This is a genomic window from Rhodococcus sp. ACS1, from assembly GCF_002300155.1.
Taxonomy (GTDB): domain Bacteria; phylum Actinomycetota; class Actinomycetes; order Mycobacteriales; family Mycobacteriaceae; genus Rhodococcus_F; species Rhodococcus_F koreensis.
In genome coordinates, this window is record NZ_NSDZ01000001.1 from 1,551,024 (window position 1) to 1,567,655 (window position 16,632).

Genomic DNA, 16,632 nt, shown 5'->3' on the forward strand with positions numbered 1-16,632 from the left:
GGCAGTAACCTCTACTGCCGTGAGCACACAGGGAGCATCAGCAGTAGGCATCGCCAACGTGACCGTCGGCGGCACGATCCTCGACACCTGGTTCCCGGCGCCTGAGCTGGGAACCTTCGACAGCGCGGGCACCGTGCGGATCGAGGGTGGCGACATCCCCTCCGATCTGGCACTTCTCGCCGGACCCGACGAGGCACGTGAGGTCGACCAGGTCGTGGTGCGCACCACCATCGCCGACCTGTCCGCGCCGCCGGCCGACGCCCACGACGCCTACCTGCGCCTTCACCTCCTCTCGCATCGCCTGGTGGCCCCGCACGGCGTCAACCTCGACGGACTGTTCGGGTTGCTGTCCAACGTGGTGTGGACCAACTTCGGACCGTGCGCGGTCGAGGGCTTCGAGAAGGTGCGGTCCCGCCTGCGTATCCGCGGCGTCGTCACCGTATTCGGTGTCGACAAGTTCCCGCGCATGGTCGACTACGTCGTCCCGTCGGGCGTCCGCATTGCCGACGCCGACCGCGTCCGTCTCGGCGCGCACCTGGCCAGCGGCACCACCGTGATGCACGAGGGCTTCGTCAACTTCAACGCGGGCACGCTCGGCAGCTCGATGGTCGAAGGCCGTATCTCCGCGGGCGTCGTCGTCGACGACGGATCCGACGTGGGCGGTGGCGCCTCGATCATGGGCACCCTGTCCGGTGGCGGCAAGGAGACCATCTCCGTCGGCAAGCGCTGCCTGCTCGGCGCCAATGCCGGTCTCGGCATCTCGCTCGGCGACGACTGTGTCCTCGAGGCCGGCCTGTACGTGACCGCGGGCACCAAGGTCACCGGCCCGGACGGCACCGTCGTGAAGGCCAAGGAACTCAACGGCCAGTCCAACCTGCTCTTCCGTCGCAACTCGGTGTCCGGGGCCGTCGAGGTCGTGCCGTGGAAGGGCACCGGCGTGGAATTGAACGCCGCTCTGCACGCCAACGACTGACACTGTGAGCGGTTCGCGAAATCCCGGCACCATGACCGATTCGACCGGCACCCTCGGCCGGGGCCTGAAGGTCCGTCACCTGACGATGATGGGCCTCGGTTCCGCGATCGGTGCCGGACTGTTCCTCGGTACCGGAGTCGGCATCGCGACCGCCGGTCCGGCCGTCCTCGTTTCCTACCTTCTCGCCGGCATCATCGTCGTCTTCGTGATGCGGATGCTCGGCGAGATGGGAGCGGCGATCCCCGCCAGCGGATCCTTCTCGCACTACGCGCGGATCGGCATCGGCGACTGGGCCGGATTCGTGATGGGGTGGCTTTACTGGTTCATGCTGATCATGGTGCTCGGCGCCGAGATCACGGGCGCCGCCGGCATCGTGAGCGGCTGGCTGCCCGGCGTGCCGCAGTGGGTCGTGGCCCTCGTGTTCGTGATCTTCTTCGCGGCCGTCAACCTCGCGAAGGTCAGCAACTTCGGCGAGTTCGAGTTCTGGTTCGCGGCCATCAAGGTCACCGTCATCATCGGGTTCCTGGTGATCGGTGTGCTGCTGGTATTCGGCCTGCTCCCGGACACCGAACCGGTGGGCACCACCAACCTCTTCGGGCACGGCGGGTTCATGCCGGAGGGCTTCGCCGGTGTCGCCGCGGGACTGCTGGTGGTGGCGTTCGCGTTCGGCGGCATCGAGATCGTGACCATCGCCGCCGCCGAATCCGAGGACCCGGAGCGTTCGATCGCCGTGGCGGTGCGCAGCGTCGTCTGGCGCATCAGCGTCTTCTACCTCGGTTCGATCTCGATCATGGTCCTCGTTCTTCCCTGGGACTCGTCGGACCTGAAGAGCGGGCCGTTCGTGGCCGTTCTCAACCAGGCGCACATCCCGTACGTGGCGGGGTTCATGGAACTCGTGGTCGTGGTGGCGTTGCTGTCGGCTTTCAACGCCAACATCTACGGCACGTCACGGATGGCGTATTCGCTGTCGCGGCGCGGCGACGGTCCCGCGTTCATGGCCCGGATCTCGAATTCCGGGGTGCCGCTCAATGCGGTGCTGCTGTCGGTGTTCTTCGGTTTCGTCAGCGTGCTGCTCAACTGGTGGCTGCCCGACGACCTGCTGGGACTGCTCCTGAACGCCGTCGGTTCGGCGCTGCTCGTCATCTGGATCTTCATCGTCGTCTCACACCTGAAGTTGCGTCCACGGCTCGAACGCGAGGGCAAGCTGACGGTGCGGATGTGGTTGTTCCCCTGGCTCAGCTATCTCACGCTCGCGATGCTCGGCGGTTTCGTCGTGCTGATGCTGTTCGACAGCGACGCCCGCACCCAGCTGATCTCGACGTGCGTGTTGTTCCTCGTCATCGCGGCACTCGGCGTGCTCAACACCCGGCTGCGGAGGCGTTCCCGGACGGTGTGACCCGCGTCCGGGCACTCACCGGTCGGGTGTCCGATCCGGATCGGCGGAGGTGCGCGCCGCGTGGGCAAGGACCTGCGGTCCGGTCACCAGAGCTTTCCGCCACGGCGCGACACCCTCGATCTCGATCTCGATCGACAGACTCAGCACGGTGCGGATCAGCACGATCACACCGAGAACGGCGGCATCGGTCAGCGACGGTGTCGAGGTGACGGTCTTGACGATGTCTGCGGCGACGAGCAATTCCAGACCGAGCAGGATCGCTCCGCCGAGCGACTCCCGCAGGGTCTTGAACGCCCGAGCACCGTCACCGGACTTCCTCCATGTGCGCACCGCGAGGAAGAAGGCGAACACGAACCCGAGAACCATGGACGAGACACCGAGCACTTCGAACAGTTCGGTGGCGACTTCGAAGAACCGGTGAGTGTCCATGCGCGCCCCTTCGTCAGACGTCCGTTTGTCGTGTGCGTCGACCCCGTATGGCCAGTTCCTGATCGATGATCAGCGCGATCTCGGCGAGGGGACGCGGCTGATCCATATCGGCGTGCGTGCTGTGAACGTCGTGGGTGACGATGTCACCGGTGACGTATGCGCGCCACAAGTCGGACGAGGACTCGCTCGACATCGTGTCGTCATCCGTCAATGCCGGGCGGAGAAACACCACGTCACCGTGATAGGTCTGCGGTACGTGGTCGGCAGACAGCCGTAGGTCGTTCCGATAAATTGCACGTGCGGCATCCCAGATGGGCGCAGTGTCGGGCGAATCGACGATCTCGCCGTAGCGGCTCTGCGCCCATGCCCGGATCGACTGTCGAATGTCGTCGTCCGAAGGCGCCGCCTCGCCGAGGAGGAGATCCCCTGCACCGGGCACGCTGTCCAGCATCGCGAGGAGTACGACCTCGAGTCCTCGACGTTCCAGAGCGGTGGCGATCGCATGGGCGACGAGACCACCGAACGACCATCCCAGCAGAAGGAACGGGCCGTCTTCCTGAACGGCGAGGATCTGCTCGAGATAGTCGGCGGCCATACTCTCGATCGACTTCGGTAGCGGCGTCACTCCGTCGAAGCCCCGCGCTTGCAGACCGTATATGGGCTGGTCGGGGAGGTGGGCGCGAAGGCCCATATAGCACCAGCTCAGTCCTCCGCCCGGATGGACGCACCACAGGGGCGGTCCGGATCCGTCGCTTCGGATCGGCAGGACGACGGCGAACGGATCGAGCAAGCCGGGTTCGATTTCCTCACCCATACGGGGTGCGAGTTCGGCGATCGTCGGAGACTCGAAGATCACCCGGATCGGGACCTCCACCCCGGTCACCGACCGAATCCGGCTCACCAACTGCGTCGCCGACAACGAATGCCCACCCAGGTCGAAGAAACTGTCATCGATCCCCACCCGGGAAACCCCGAGAACCTCCGCGTAGAGCGAGGCCAGCGTCTGCTCCACCGGTGACCGCGGCGCCCGGAACGCCCCGCCGATGAACTCCGGTGCCGGCAATGCTCGCCGATCCAGTTTCCCATTCACCGTCAACGGCAACCGATCCAGCACCACCACCGCTGCCGGAACCATGTATTCCGGCAGCATCCTGGCCGCAAAACGACGGACCTCGACACGGGTGCCGGTGTCGGTGGTGTCGGAGACCACGTAACCGACCAATCCGATCCCGGTGGTGGTGTCCCGGACCACCACCGCCGCCTGAGTCACGGACGGATGTTTCAGTAGAACCGCCTCGATCTCCGCGGGTTCGACCCGGAATCCGCGAATCTTGACCTGCGCGTCTGCTCTTCCGCAGAATTCGAGCACTCCGCCGGCGGTCCAGCGCACCAGATCCCCGGTTCGGTACATTCGCGCACCCGGCCCGCCGAACGGACATGCCACGAACCGCTCGGCCGTCGACCCCGTCCGCCCGAGATAGCCGCGAGCCAACTGCACGCCGGCGACGTACAACTCCCCGACCGCACCCACCGGGACTGGAACCAAGCCCGCACCCAGCACGAACACCTGCGTGTTGCCCACGGGCGCCCCGATCGGCACACTCACGCGGTCGGCGCGTTCGCCCGGCTCCGGTAGCACGAAGGTTGCCGCGAAGACCGTCGTCTCGGTCGGCCCGTACCCGTTGACCAGAATCGGAGGATTCGAGCGCTCGTCCCGATACCAGCCCTGCAACCCGGCCGGATCCAACACCTCACCGCCGAACACCATCATCCGTAGCACCGAATCAGACCCCACTGCAGGATCCTCACGCTCGACTTCGGCGAACTCGTAGAACGCCGAGGGCGTCTGAGCGAGAACTGTCACCCGCTCCCGGACCACCGCCTCCCACAATCCGGCCGGCGAATGCACGGTCTCCCACGGCACCACCATAATCCGGGCTCCGTGCACCAACGCCCCCCACAATTCCCACACCGAAAAATCGAACGCGACCGAATGGCACCACGCCCACACGTCCCCGGCACCGAAGCCTGCCCAGCCTGCAGTACCGGCGAACAGCGACACCACGCTCCGATGGCTCACGGCGACACCCTTCGGAACACCTGTCGATCCGGAGGTGTACATCACGTAGGCGGTGTTGCCCGGCCGTAGAGGTGTTGCGTGGTCGTTGTCGTCGGGGCCCCTCCCCTCCGACTGCCCGCCCTCGTCGGAGATGGCATCGAGGAGAACTCTGGGGATGTCGTTGTCGGGCAACATGTTATCGGTCAGGGTGTCGGTGAGGATCAACCGCGGAGCGGCGTCGGCGAGGATGGTCCCGATCCGTGCACTCGGATAGCGGGGGTCGATGGGGAGGTATGCACCGCCGGCCTCGAGGACCGCGAGCAACGCGATGATCAACTCGGGTGACCGCTCCAGTGCGACCGCCACCAGCACTTCCGGTCCGACACCCGCACCGGTCAAACGGTGTGCCAGCCGGTTCACTCGGCTGCTCAGCTCTTGATAGGTCAGATGCCGGTCACCGAACGTGACCGCCACCGCATTCGGAGTCGCGGCGACCTGCTGACCGAACAGGCCTGGGATCGTCGAGTCTGGGATCGGAACGCTCGCCTCGTTCCAGGTCCGCAGTACCAACTCGCGTTCGTGCGGATCCAGGATTTCGTACCCCTCGATCCGCCCGCGCGGATCCGCGACGATCAACCCCAGCAACCGCACATACCGGGCCGCGATACCCTCCACCGTCGCCCGGTCGAACAGGTCACTCGCATACTCGACAACCCCCGCCAGACCCTGGTGGCCGTCGGGGGCGACGGTGAACGACAGATCGAAACGCGACGTCCCCGTCGGCGCGGGCAATGTGGTCCATTCCAACCCTGGGAACGCGACATCGGGAAACACATTGTCCTGCATCGCAAACGACACCTGAAACAACGGATGATACGCCGTCGAACGAACCGGATTCAGCAACTCCACCAACCGCTCGAACGGCGCATCCTGATTCTCGTACGCACCTAGAGCTTTTACCCGCACCCGGTCGAGCACCTGCTCGAACCGCGGATTCCCCGACACATCCACCCGCAACACCCACGTGTTCACGAAGAACCCCACCAACTCGGACAACGCCTCGTCGGTACGGCCCGCGATCGGCCCACCGATCGCGATATCGCACCCGGCACCGAGCCTGCGGAGCAACACCACCACCACCGCCTGCAATACCATCGACGATGTCGCCCCCGACCCGCGGGCCAACTCGGCTACCCGCGAACCCAATTCCGAGTCGACCGTGAACCCCACCGTGCCGCCACGGTAACTCGGCGCCGCCGGCCTCCGCCGGTCGGTCGGCAGCTCGATACAGTCGGGCAACCCCTCCAGCTCGGCCCGCCAATACTCCACCTGCGCGGCCAGCACACTGCCCGGATCGTCCTCGCTCCCCAGAAGGTCCCGCTGCCACAGCGTGTAATCGGCGTACTGCACCGGCAACGGCGCCCACCCGGGCGCCCGCCCCGCCGCGCGGGCCGCATACGCGACCGCCACATCCCGAGCCAACGGCGCCAACGAACCCCCATCCCCCGCGATATGGTGCAGCACCAACACCAGGATGTGCTCTCGGGAACCGCATTCCAACAACGTTGCCCGAATCGGAATCTCGCCGGACAGATCGAACCGATGTCCCGCAGCCTCCGCGACCACATCCATCGCAGTGCCGTCCCCGGCGTCGACGACCTCAACCGGCAGTTCCGCGTCGACCTGCTCAGCCGACAGGATCCGCTGGAACGGCACACCGTCGTCCTCACCGAACACCGTCCGCAGGCTCTCGTGCCGAGCCACCACATCCCCCAACCCCGCCACCAACGCCCCCACATCAAGAGCACCGGTCAACCGCACCGCCACCGGAATGTTGTACGTCGCCGACGGTCCCTCGAATTTGTGAAGGAACCACAACCGGGCCTGCGCGAACGACAACGGCACCCGCTCGGGCCGCACCCGCGGGAGCAACGGCACCCTCGCCACCGCAGCGTCGCCCAGCCGGGACGCCAACTCCGCGACCGACGGGGATTCGAACACCACCCGGATCGGCACCTCCACCCCGAGCGCGTTGCGGATCAACCCCACCAGCCGCGTCGCGGACAGAGAATGCCCGCCCAGGTCGAAGAAGCTGTCGTCGATCCCCACCCGTGGAAGACCGAGCACGTCACCGTACAGTGACGCCAGCGTCTCCTCCACCCGTGACCGCGGGGCCCGGAACACGCCACCGATGAAGTCCGGCGCGGGCAACGCTTTTCGGTCGAGCTTGCCGTTCACCGTCAGCGGCAACCGATCCACCACCACCACCGCCGCGGGCACCATGAACTCCGGCAGCCGCCCGGCCACGAAACGACGAAACTCGGCCGCCGACTCACTCGACCCGTCGACACCGTCGATGTGGAGAACGACGTATCCGATCAGTTCGGTGCCATTGCCGGTGGCGTCGGCTACCACAACCGCCTGAGCCACCGCCGGATGCGACAGCAGCACCGCCTCGACCTCTGCGGGTTCGACTCGGAACCCCCGCACCTTCACCTGCTCATCAACACGCCCCACGAACTCGAGTTCACCCTCGACGGTCCACCGCACCAGATCCCCCGACCGATACATCCGCGCACCGGACACACCGAACGGACACGCCACGAACCGCTCCGCTGTCAAACCCGGCCGACCCAAATACCCACGCGCCAACTGCACCCCGGCGATATACAACTCCCCCACCACACCCACCGGAACCGGCCGGAGCCCCGCATTCAGTACGAACACCTGTGTATTCCACACCGGCGCACCGATCGGCGCGCTCGTGTCAATCGAAGGGCCGCATCGATGGTGGGAAACCTGGAGGGCCGTTTCGGTGGGCCCGTACAGGTTGTGTAACGGTGTGCCGCTGTGCTCCATGAAATGGTGTGCCGTCGCGGCCAACAGGTTTTCGCCGCCGCAGAAGACGCGTCGAAGCGAGTCGCAGTCAGCCGACTCGAGTCGCTCCAGGACCATTGCGAGCATCGACGGAGAGAAGTCGCCGGTGGTGATCTTCTCCGATCTGATCGTCTCCGCGAGATAACTCGCATCGCGGTGTCCGTCGGCCTTCGCGATCACCAGCCGCGCACCGACCTGCAGTGGCAGGAACATCTCCCACACGGACACGTCGAAGGTCGCGGGCGTCTTCTGCAACACCACGTCATCGTGGTCGAAGCCGAAATGGTCCCGCATCCACAGCAACTGGTTCACGATCGCCGAGTGGCTGACTGCGACCCCCTTCGGTCGACCTGTCGACCCGGACGTGAAGATCACGTACGCCGTGTTACCCGGCCTCAACGGGCTGATGCGCTCTTCATCGCGGACGGGTGGGGAGTCGATCTCAGATCCTTGTCGGCCATCGATCTCGATCACGGTGATGCCCGGGACCTCTGTGCGGTCAGTGGATCGCGTCAACACGCAGACCGGCGCCGCGGACTCCACCATGTGCCGGATGTGTTCGCCGGGATAGTCGGGGTCGATCGGCACGTACGCTCCACCCGCCGTGACGACCGCGTAGATTCCCACCACGAGGTCGATCGAGCGTCGCACGGCGACGCCGACGAGAGACTCCGGACCGACACCCTGCGCGATCAGCCTCCGCGCCAACCGGTTCACTCGCTCTTCGAACTCTCGATACGTCAACTGCTCGTCGTCGGATATCAGGGCCACCGCATCTGGTGTGGCAGCGGCCTGGCGTTCGAACAGGCCGGGAAGTGTCACATCCGGCACAGGGACCGCGGTGTCGTTCCACGTCTCCAAGACCAACCGTCGCTCGCCCGGTTCGACGATCTCGATACGGTCCACGACGACCTGAGGGTCGTCCGCGACTGTCTGCAGGATGCGGATGAGCGTCCGGGCGATGCTGTCGACGGCTGCGGCGCCGAACAGGTTCGGCAGATACGCCACCGTCAAACGCAATTGGGAATCGACTCTCGCGATCAGAGTCATGGGGTAGTGCGACGCGTCGATCGTTCGGACACCGGTGACGACTAGTCCGTCGACGGGGATTGCGGCCGCCAACGCGGCACGATCGACCGGGTACGACTCGAACACGACCAGGGTGTCGAAGAGTTCTCGCGCCCCCGCGGCCTTGTGGATCTCCGTCAACCCGAGGTAGTGATGGTCGAACAAGGTGGCCTGCTGCTCCTGCAACCGGGTCAGCACCTCTGCAGCCGTGTCGCCCGGTACGGACTGCACCCGCACCGGCACGGTGTTGATGAACAAGCCCACCATCGACTCGACGCCGGCCAGACCGGCCGGGCGGCCGGAGACCGTCGCCCCGAATACGACATCCCTTCGCGCGCACCACTGTCCGAGCAGAATCCCCCACGCTCCCTGAACGACGGTGTTCAGCGTGACGCCCAGTTCGGTGGCCCGCACCGACAACCTCGCGGACAGGCCGGCAGGTACGTCAACCGTCACCTGCACTTCCTCCGACGCGGATTCCCGCTTCGCGTGCGAGGAAACCAGCAGGGTCGGCTCGTCCACCCCGTCGAGGGCCTCCGCCCAGATTCGAGAAGATTCGGCGCGGTCGCGCTCGGCCAGCCAGACCAGGAAATTCCGGTACCCGGTAGCCTTCGGTAGCGCGGCGGCGTCGCCGCCCGAGACATACAGCGCGAGTAGTTCCTCGGCCAGCAGCGGCATCGACCACCCGTCGAGCAGTACGTGATGATTGGTGATCACCAGCTCGAATCGATCCCGTCCCAACGTCACCAGAGTGAATCGGATCAGCGGCGGCGTCGCCGGGTCGAAATGTGTGGCCTGATCCTCGACGAGAAGACGTTCGAACTCGCCGTCGCGAGTGCCCTCCGGAACGTTCCGCAGGTCGACCTCGCGCCAGGGCAACGCGACTGCGTCGAGGACGACCTGCACCGGACCGGTGTCCGAATCGCCGACGAACGCGGTCCGCAGGTTCGCGTGGCGAGCCAGCAACGCTTGTCCCGCAGCGAGAATCCGTTCCGGATCGACCCTCCCGCCGAGATGGAGAACGAGCTGGGTCGTGTACGCGTCGAACGACGCACCGGCCAAAACCGAGTGGAACAACAGACCGGACTGCATCGCCGTCAACGGCCACACATCCACCACTCCCGGATACCGGTGCTCCCACGTCTCGATGTCGCGTTGCGACACCGACACCAACGGCACATCGGACGGTGTCAGTCCGCCGGCCCCGGGCCCCTGCACGTGCCGCGCCAGTGCGGAGACCGCGTCGCACCACAGGTCGGCAAGTTCCCGAACGTCGTCACGGGAGAGCACCCCCGTGGGGAATCCGAACACGGCACCGAGTCGGGGACCGTCCGGACCGTCGGTCACCATGGCGTTGATGTCCACTTCGGCCATCGCAGGCAGGTCCGGATCCATCGTCGCGGAGAGATCCGATCCCTCGCTCGCGGGCATCCAGCCGAGGTCACGCAATTCCGCGGGAACGTCCGCGGCCGAGATCCTCCCCAGATAGTTGAAACTGATCTGTCCGCCCGGATACTTCTGGAGTTCCGGTGCGGTGTCCGCGTTCAGATACCGGAGCAGCCCGTAGCCGATACCACGATCGGGCAGCGCCAGCACCTGTTCCTTGACCGCTTTGATCACGATGCCGGCAGCGGGACCGCCGGCGAACGCCTCGTCGAGATCGGCGCCGGCGATGTCGAGACGTATCGGGAACGCTGTCGTGAACCAGCCGACCGTGCGGGACAGATCGGCCCCGGGGATGACGTGCTCCTCGCGACCGTGATTCTCCAGAGATATCAACGACGACGGTTCGACCACCCCACGACGGCGGCGCCAGCGGGTCAACGCCATCGCCAACCCCGCCAGCAGACCATCGCCGGCCCCGGCACGGAAAACCTTGGGGACCGTGGTGAGCAGCGACGCTGTCGCATCCGCGGGAACGTGCGTCCGAACGTGTTGCACTGTGGAGGCGACATCGAGGACGGGGTCGCACCTGCGCGAACCCAGTTCCGGGTCGGGGCCCTCCAGAATCGATTGCCACAACGGCAGCTCGGCCACGCGCCCGGGCCGCAGCGCCTCCTCCACCAGCCCGTGTGCCCACCGCCGCATCGACGTCCCACCCGCCGGCAGTACCGGGCGTTCGCCGGTACACACCCGCGCCCATGCCGACGCCAGGTCCGGGATCAGGATTCGCCACGACACGCCGTCGATGACCAGGTGGTGGGCCACGACCAGCAGCCTGCCCGGACGATCCGCCAACTCGTCACCGTCACCGGACGCGCGGTCCAGCCACACGAACTGCACCATCACGCCCGCCGCCGGATCCAACCGCCCCAGGGCCGCATCCAGCTCGGCCGATGCCAACCGCAGCCACCCCGGATCGCCCGGTGCGTCATCACAGGCGACCTGTCGAATCAGACGGTCCACGTCGACCGCATCCGGCGGGTCGACCCGAAGTTTCTGCTCCCCGGCGCCATCGGTCACCAGACGCGACCGCAACATGTCATGACGGACCACGACAGCGCCGATGGTGGCGACCACACCGGCCCGATCGATACCGTCAGGCAATTTCAGAACCATCGTCTGCGCGAATCGGCGGAACCCACCACCCCGGGTGAGGAGGAACCGCCCGATCGGCGTCAACGGCATCGATCCCACTCCGCCACCGGGCAACTCGTCGAGCACGACGAGATCCGAATCGCGATTCAGGACTGCGGCCTCGGACAGACTGCCGACAGTCCTGTGCTCGAACACATCCCGCGGCGTGAGTAGCACACCGAGGGCTTTCGCGCGCGAAACCAACTGGATCGACCGGATACTGTCGCCACCCAGATCGAAGAATCCGTCATCGATCCCGACCCGCTCTACCCCGAGTACCTCGGCGAACACCCGGGCGAGGATCTTCTCGGTCTCGGTCCGCGGCGACCGGAACGCCCTGCTCGACGAGAACTCCGGCTCCGGCAACGCACTGCGGTCGAGCTTGCCTGCCGGTGTGAGCGGCAACTTCTCGAGCACCACGATCGCGGAGGGCACCAGGTACTCCGGAAGGCGCCCCGCCGCCACCGTCCGCACGGTATCGGTGTCCACCTCGCCCCCCGGTGCGGGGACTACGTACGACACCAGCACCGTCTGCCCGGACGGGCCCTTCCGATCGACCGTCACCGCGGATCCGATCCCGGGTTGCCCGGCAAGCGCAGCGTCGATCTCGCCCAACTCGATCCGTCGGCCCCGCACCGTGACCTGGAAATCACTGCGCCCCACATACTCCAGCGCCGGACCGGACTCTCCTTCGACCCAGCGCACGACATCGCCCGTGCGATACATCCGCTCGCCCGGCGCGCCGAACGGATTCGCCACGAATCGCTCCGCCGTCAGTCCTCTCCGATCGTGATATCCCCGAGCCAGCGGGGCCCCGGCGGCATACAACTCCCCCGCGACTCCCGCCGGCAACGGGCGCAGCCACGCGTCCAGGACCACCAGGGACGTACCCCGGACCGGGCCGCCCAGAGTCACCGGACCGTGCGGTTGTAGCGGCGTCGAGGCCGCCACCGCCACCGTCGCCTCGGTCGGCCCGTAGAGGTCGTGCATTCGCCGTCCTGCAGCGAACGACTCCACCACCGATACCGGCACCGCCTCAGCACCCGTGAGCAGGCATCGCACCGACGACATCCGCTCGACCGGTACAGTCGCCAGCATCGTGGGGGTGAGGAACGCGTGCGTCACCGCCGCACTCTCGAGAATCCGGCCCAGGTCCTCGCCACCGACCACGCCCGCCGGGACCACCACCATGGTTGCTGCCGAACCCGTTGCCAGCAGATACTCCAGCACCGAGGCATCGAAACTCGGCGACGCCACCTGCAGCACGCGTGCTTCCGCCGTGACGTCGAATCTCTCCGCCATCTCGGCCGCGAGACTGCCCAGTCCCCGATGCGGTACGACGACGGCCTTCGGCTCACCCGTCGTCCCCGACGTGTAGATCATGTACGCGGGATGATCGCCCCGCAATGGAGTAATCCGGTCCGCATCGATCACCGATTCAGCCGACCGTGTGGACCACTCGACTCGCGCCACCGGATCGTCGAGCACCCACCAGTCGAGGTTTCTCGGAAGGGTACCGACGCATTCGGCGACCGTGATTCCGAATCGCGCGGCGGAATCGGTGATCAGGTACGCGAGCCGACTCGCCGGATACGACGGATCCATCGGGACGAAGGCCCCACCCGTCTTCGCCACAGCCCACACCGCCAGGACCGACTCCACCGACCGCGGCACGGCCACGGCGACCGCGGATTCCGGCCCGGCCCCGCGTGACATCAGCATCCGTGCGATGCGACTCGACTCGTCGTCCAACTCCCGGTACGTGAGTGAGCGGTTCCCGCACACGACCGCCACCGCACTCGGATCGTGTGCGACTGCCGCAGAGAGGATCTGCGGCAGTGTCCGGACCGCCTCCGCCGGCGCGCCACGCACGGGAACCAGCAGGTTTCGTTCGTCCGGGGAGAGAAGGTCGATGTCTCCCGTCGCGGCGTCGGGCGCAGCCACCAATGATTCCAGGGTCCGGTGGAACCTGTCCGCGATCGCCTGCACCTCGTCGTCGCCGAACAGGCCCGGATCGTGCCACAGTGAAACGGATGTCCGCTCACCCGCTTCCACCGCGAGGGTCAACGGATAGTTCGTTCCTCCATACGAATCCAAGGACGTGATCGAGAGGGAGGCGATCGACTCGAGAAGGGAGTCCAGGCTCCGCCGATCGTTCGGGTACGACTCGAACACCGTCAGGGTGTCGAACAGCGCCCCCATGCCGGTGACCCGCTGGATCACCGGCAACGGAACATCATGATGCTCGATCAACTCCGCCTGCGCCGCCTGGACCCGGGCCATCAACCGAGCGATGGATTCCCGAGGATCCACCCGGACCCGCACCGGGATCGTGTTGATGAACAAGCCCACCATCGACTCGATGGCGGGAATCTGTCCGGACCTGCCCGAGACCGTCGCGCCGAACACCACGTCACGGCGTCCGGTATGCATGCCCAGCACGATCGCCCACGCGACCTGCACGACAGTGTTCACCGTCACCGACAATCGAGATGCCAGCTCCAGCATCCCCGACCACAAATTCTCGTCGAGCTCACGCCGTAGCACCGACGATCCTCGTGCCGACTCCGGACGACCCGTCGCGAGCAAAGCGGGCTCCGCACCGTCGAGCGCTTCCTCCCACACCTGAATCGACCGCTGCCGATCCCGAGTCGCGAGCCACCCGAGGTACCGGCGATACGAGACCACGGGTTCCAGCACCGCTCCGTCGCCGCCGGCGCCGTAGACGGTCAGCATGTCCCGCATCAGCAACGGCATGGACCATCCGTCGAGCAATACGTGGTGGTACGAGAAGACCAGCCGGAAGTCTCCGTCGCCCATCGTGACCAACCCGAAGCGCAGGAGCGGTGGTTCCGACAGGTCGAATCCGGCCGCCGCATCGTCCGACAGAAGGCGTGCGAGTTCGTCGTCTCGCTCCCCGGCATCGACACCACTGACGTCGGCTTCCCACCACGGCACCTCGAGGCCCTCGAGCACCACCTGCACCGGTTCGACCACGTCCGTGACGAACGCGACCCGCAGATTCGCGTAGCGATCGAGTATCGCCTGCGCCGCGGCCTTCACGCGGTCGGCATGCACCCGCCCGGACAGACCCAGCACCGTCTGTACCGCATACACATCCGTCGATTCCGACGCCAACATCGCGTGAAAGACCAAACCTGTCTGCAGCGGTGCGAGCGGCCACACCTCCACGGCCTGGGGATACCGCGCCTCGACGGCGGACAACTGTTCCGGAGTCGGACTCGGTAACGGCACGTCTTCGAAAATGACAGAGTCTTCATCCCTCAGCGGATTCGCGACGGAGGCCAGCCCGGCGACGGTCCGTCGCTCGAATACGTCTCGAGCCGACACCAGCACACCTCGGGCCCGCGCCCGCGACACCACCTGGGTCGACATGATGCTGTCCCCGCCGAGCCGGAAGAAGTCGTCGTCGACACCCACCCGATCGACCCCCAGAACGTCGGCCAGCACCGCCGCCAATGTCTGCTCGGCAATGGATCGTGGAGCCCGATACGGAGTGCCGGATGCGAGATCAGGATCGGGGAGTGCGCCGCGGTCGAACTTGCCGACCGGTGTGAGAGGTATCCGGTCGACGACGACGATCGCCGACGGCACCATGTAGTCCGGTACACGACCCGCCGCCAACTGCCGCAACGCCTCGATGTCCACCTCGGCCCCGGGCGCCGGCACCACATATGACACCAGCACCTTCTGCGCCGACGGACCTACCCGGTCCACCGTCACCACCGATCCCACCGCGGGGTGCGAGACCAGCACGGTGTCGATCTCTCCGGGTTCGACGCGGATTCCGCGGATCTTCACCTGCTCGTCTGCGCGGCCGACGAAGTCCAGGACACCGTCGGTCGTCCACCGCACCAGATCACCCGAGCGGTACATTCGTGAGCCTGGTTCGCCGAACGGGCACGCCACGAACCGTTCCGCCGTCAACCCCCGCCGACCGATGTACCCGCGGCCCACCCCTGATCCGGCGATATACAAATCCCCGACGACACCCACCGGGACGGGCATCATCCCTGTTCCCAGGACGAGTGCAAGGGCGTTACCGATCGGCACTCCGATCGGTACGCTGACCCGGTCGTCGAAGCCCTTCGACCCCGATATCGAGTACGCGGTGGCACACACGGTGGTTTCCGTCGGCCCGTACGCGTTGACCACCGTGATCCGAGGATGGCAAGCGAGGACGCGTCGGACTGCGCTCGGCGACAACACATCGCCCGCGGTGACCACCTGCCGTGCCTGGTCGAGTGCTCCCAGCGCATGGTCCGCCGAATCACTCAACAGGTGAAACAGCGGGGTCGTCAGGAACATCGACGTCACACCAGCCGCGGCGACGACCCGCTCGAGCACCTCGATGTCCAGTGGCCCGGGCGGAGCGACAACCACCTGGCCTCCGCCGAGCAGCGTCGGCCACAACTCGTACGCGGACGCATCGAACGCCATCGACGAATGCAGCAACACGCGCTCACCGGGTCCGTCCGGCCATCCGTGCAGCGCCAGGTTGATGACATTGGAGTGGTCGATGGCGACCCCTTTCGGGGTCCCCGTCGATCCGGAGGTGTACATCACGTACGCGGTGTTGCCCGGTCGCAGTGGTGTGGTGCGATCACGGTCGTCGAGGCTGAATCCCTCTGCGTGCCCGTCCCCGTCCGAGATGACGTCGAGGAGTATCCGGGGTATGTCATTGTCCGGCAGTGTTTTCGAGATGGGGGTATCCGTGAGGATCAGCAGTGGAGCGGCGTCGGCGAGGACGAACGCGGTCCGCGCACTCGGATACTGCGGGTCGATCGGGAGGTATGCACCGCCGGCCTCGAGGACCGCGAGCAACGCGATGATCAACTCGGGTGACCGCTCCAGCGCGACCGCCACCAGCACTTCCGGGCCGACACCCGCACCGATCAACCGGCGTGCCAGCCGGTTCACTCGGCTGCTCAGCTCCCGGTAGGTCCAATTCTCGTCACCGAACGTCACGGCCACCGCGTCCGGAGTCGCGGCGACCTGCTGACCGAACAGGACTGGGATCGTCGAGTCCGGTATCGATGCGCGCGTGTCGTTCCAGCTCTCCAGTACGAGTGTGCGTTCGTCCGGCTCGAGGATCTCGTACCCCTCGATCCGCGCCTGCGGCTCCGCGACGATCAGCTCGAGCAACCGCACGTACCGGGCCGCGATACCCTCCACCGTCGCCCGATCGAACAGGTCACTCGCGTACTCGACAACCCCCGCCAGACCCTGCCG

Annotated in this window: 4 protein-coding genes; 2 read left to right on the forward strand and 2 right to left on the reverse strand. The window is 66.4% G+C overall.

All coding sequences use genetic code 11. From position 1 onward, the window contains the following. The first annotated feature begins 19 nt into the window (after nt 1-19). Both dapD and CJ179_RS07320 read left to right on the forward strand, forming a co-directional pair. On the forward strand, nt 20-973 hold the full coding sequence (dapD, locus tag CJ179_RS07315) for a 2,3,4,5-tetrahydropyridine-2,6-dicarboxylate N-succinyltransferase (protein ID WP_072949645.1): 954 nt from the start codon (nt 20-22) through the stop codon (nt 971-973). A 31-nt stretch (nt 974-1,004) separates the two neighbouring features. After that, nucleotides 1,005-2,369, forward strand: coding sequence for an amino acid permease (locus CJ179_RS07320; protein ID WP_095860998.1), 1,365 nt, complete (start codon nt 1,005-1,007; stop codon nt 2,367-2,369). Nucleotides 2,370-2,384: 15 nt separating this feature from the next. On the opposite strand, the gene CJ179_RS07325 is transcribed toward CJ179_RS07320, so the two are convergent. Both CJ179_RS07325 and CJ179_RS07330 read right to left on the reverse strand, forming a co-directional pair. Then, the gene (locus CJ179_RS07325) at nt 2,385-2,798 is read right to left on the reverse strand and encodes a DUF1622 domain-containing protein (protein WP_072949650.1); all 414 of its coding nucleotides are present in this window, start codon (nt 2,796-2,798) and stop codon (nt 2,385-2,387) included. A gap of 13 nt (nt 2,799-2,811) precedes the next feature. After that, complete coding sequence (locus CJ179_RS07330) at nt 2,812-16,575, reverse strand: non-ribosomal peptide synthetase (protein WP_095860999.1); 13,764 nt, start codon at nt 16,573-16,575, stop codon at nt 2,812-2,814. Nucleotides 16,576-16,632: the final 57 nt, after the last annotated feature.

Bases quoted from the DNA above. Each gene is read 5' to 3' on its own strand.
- CJ179_RS07320 (WP_095860998.1), top strand. From the start codon at position 1,005: ATGACCGATTCGACCGGCACCCTCGGCCGGGGCCTGAAGGTCCGTCAC.
- CJ179_RS07325 (WP_072949650.1), bottom strand. From the start codon at position 2,798: ATGGACACTCACCGGTTCTTCGAAGTCGCCACCGAACTGTTCGAAGTG.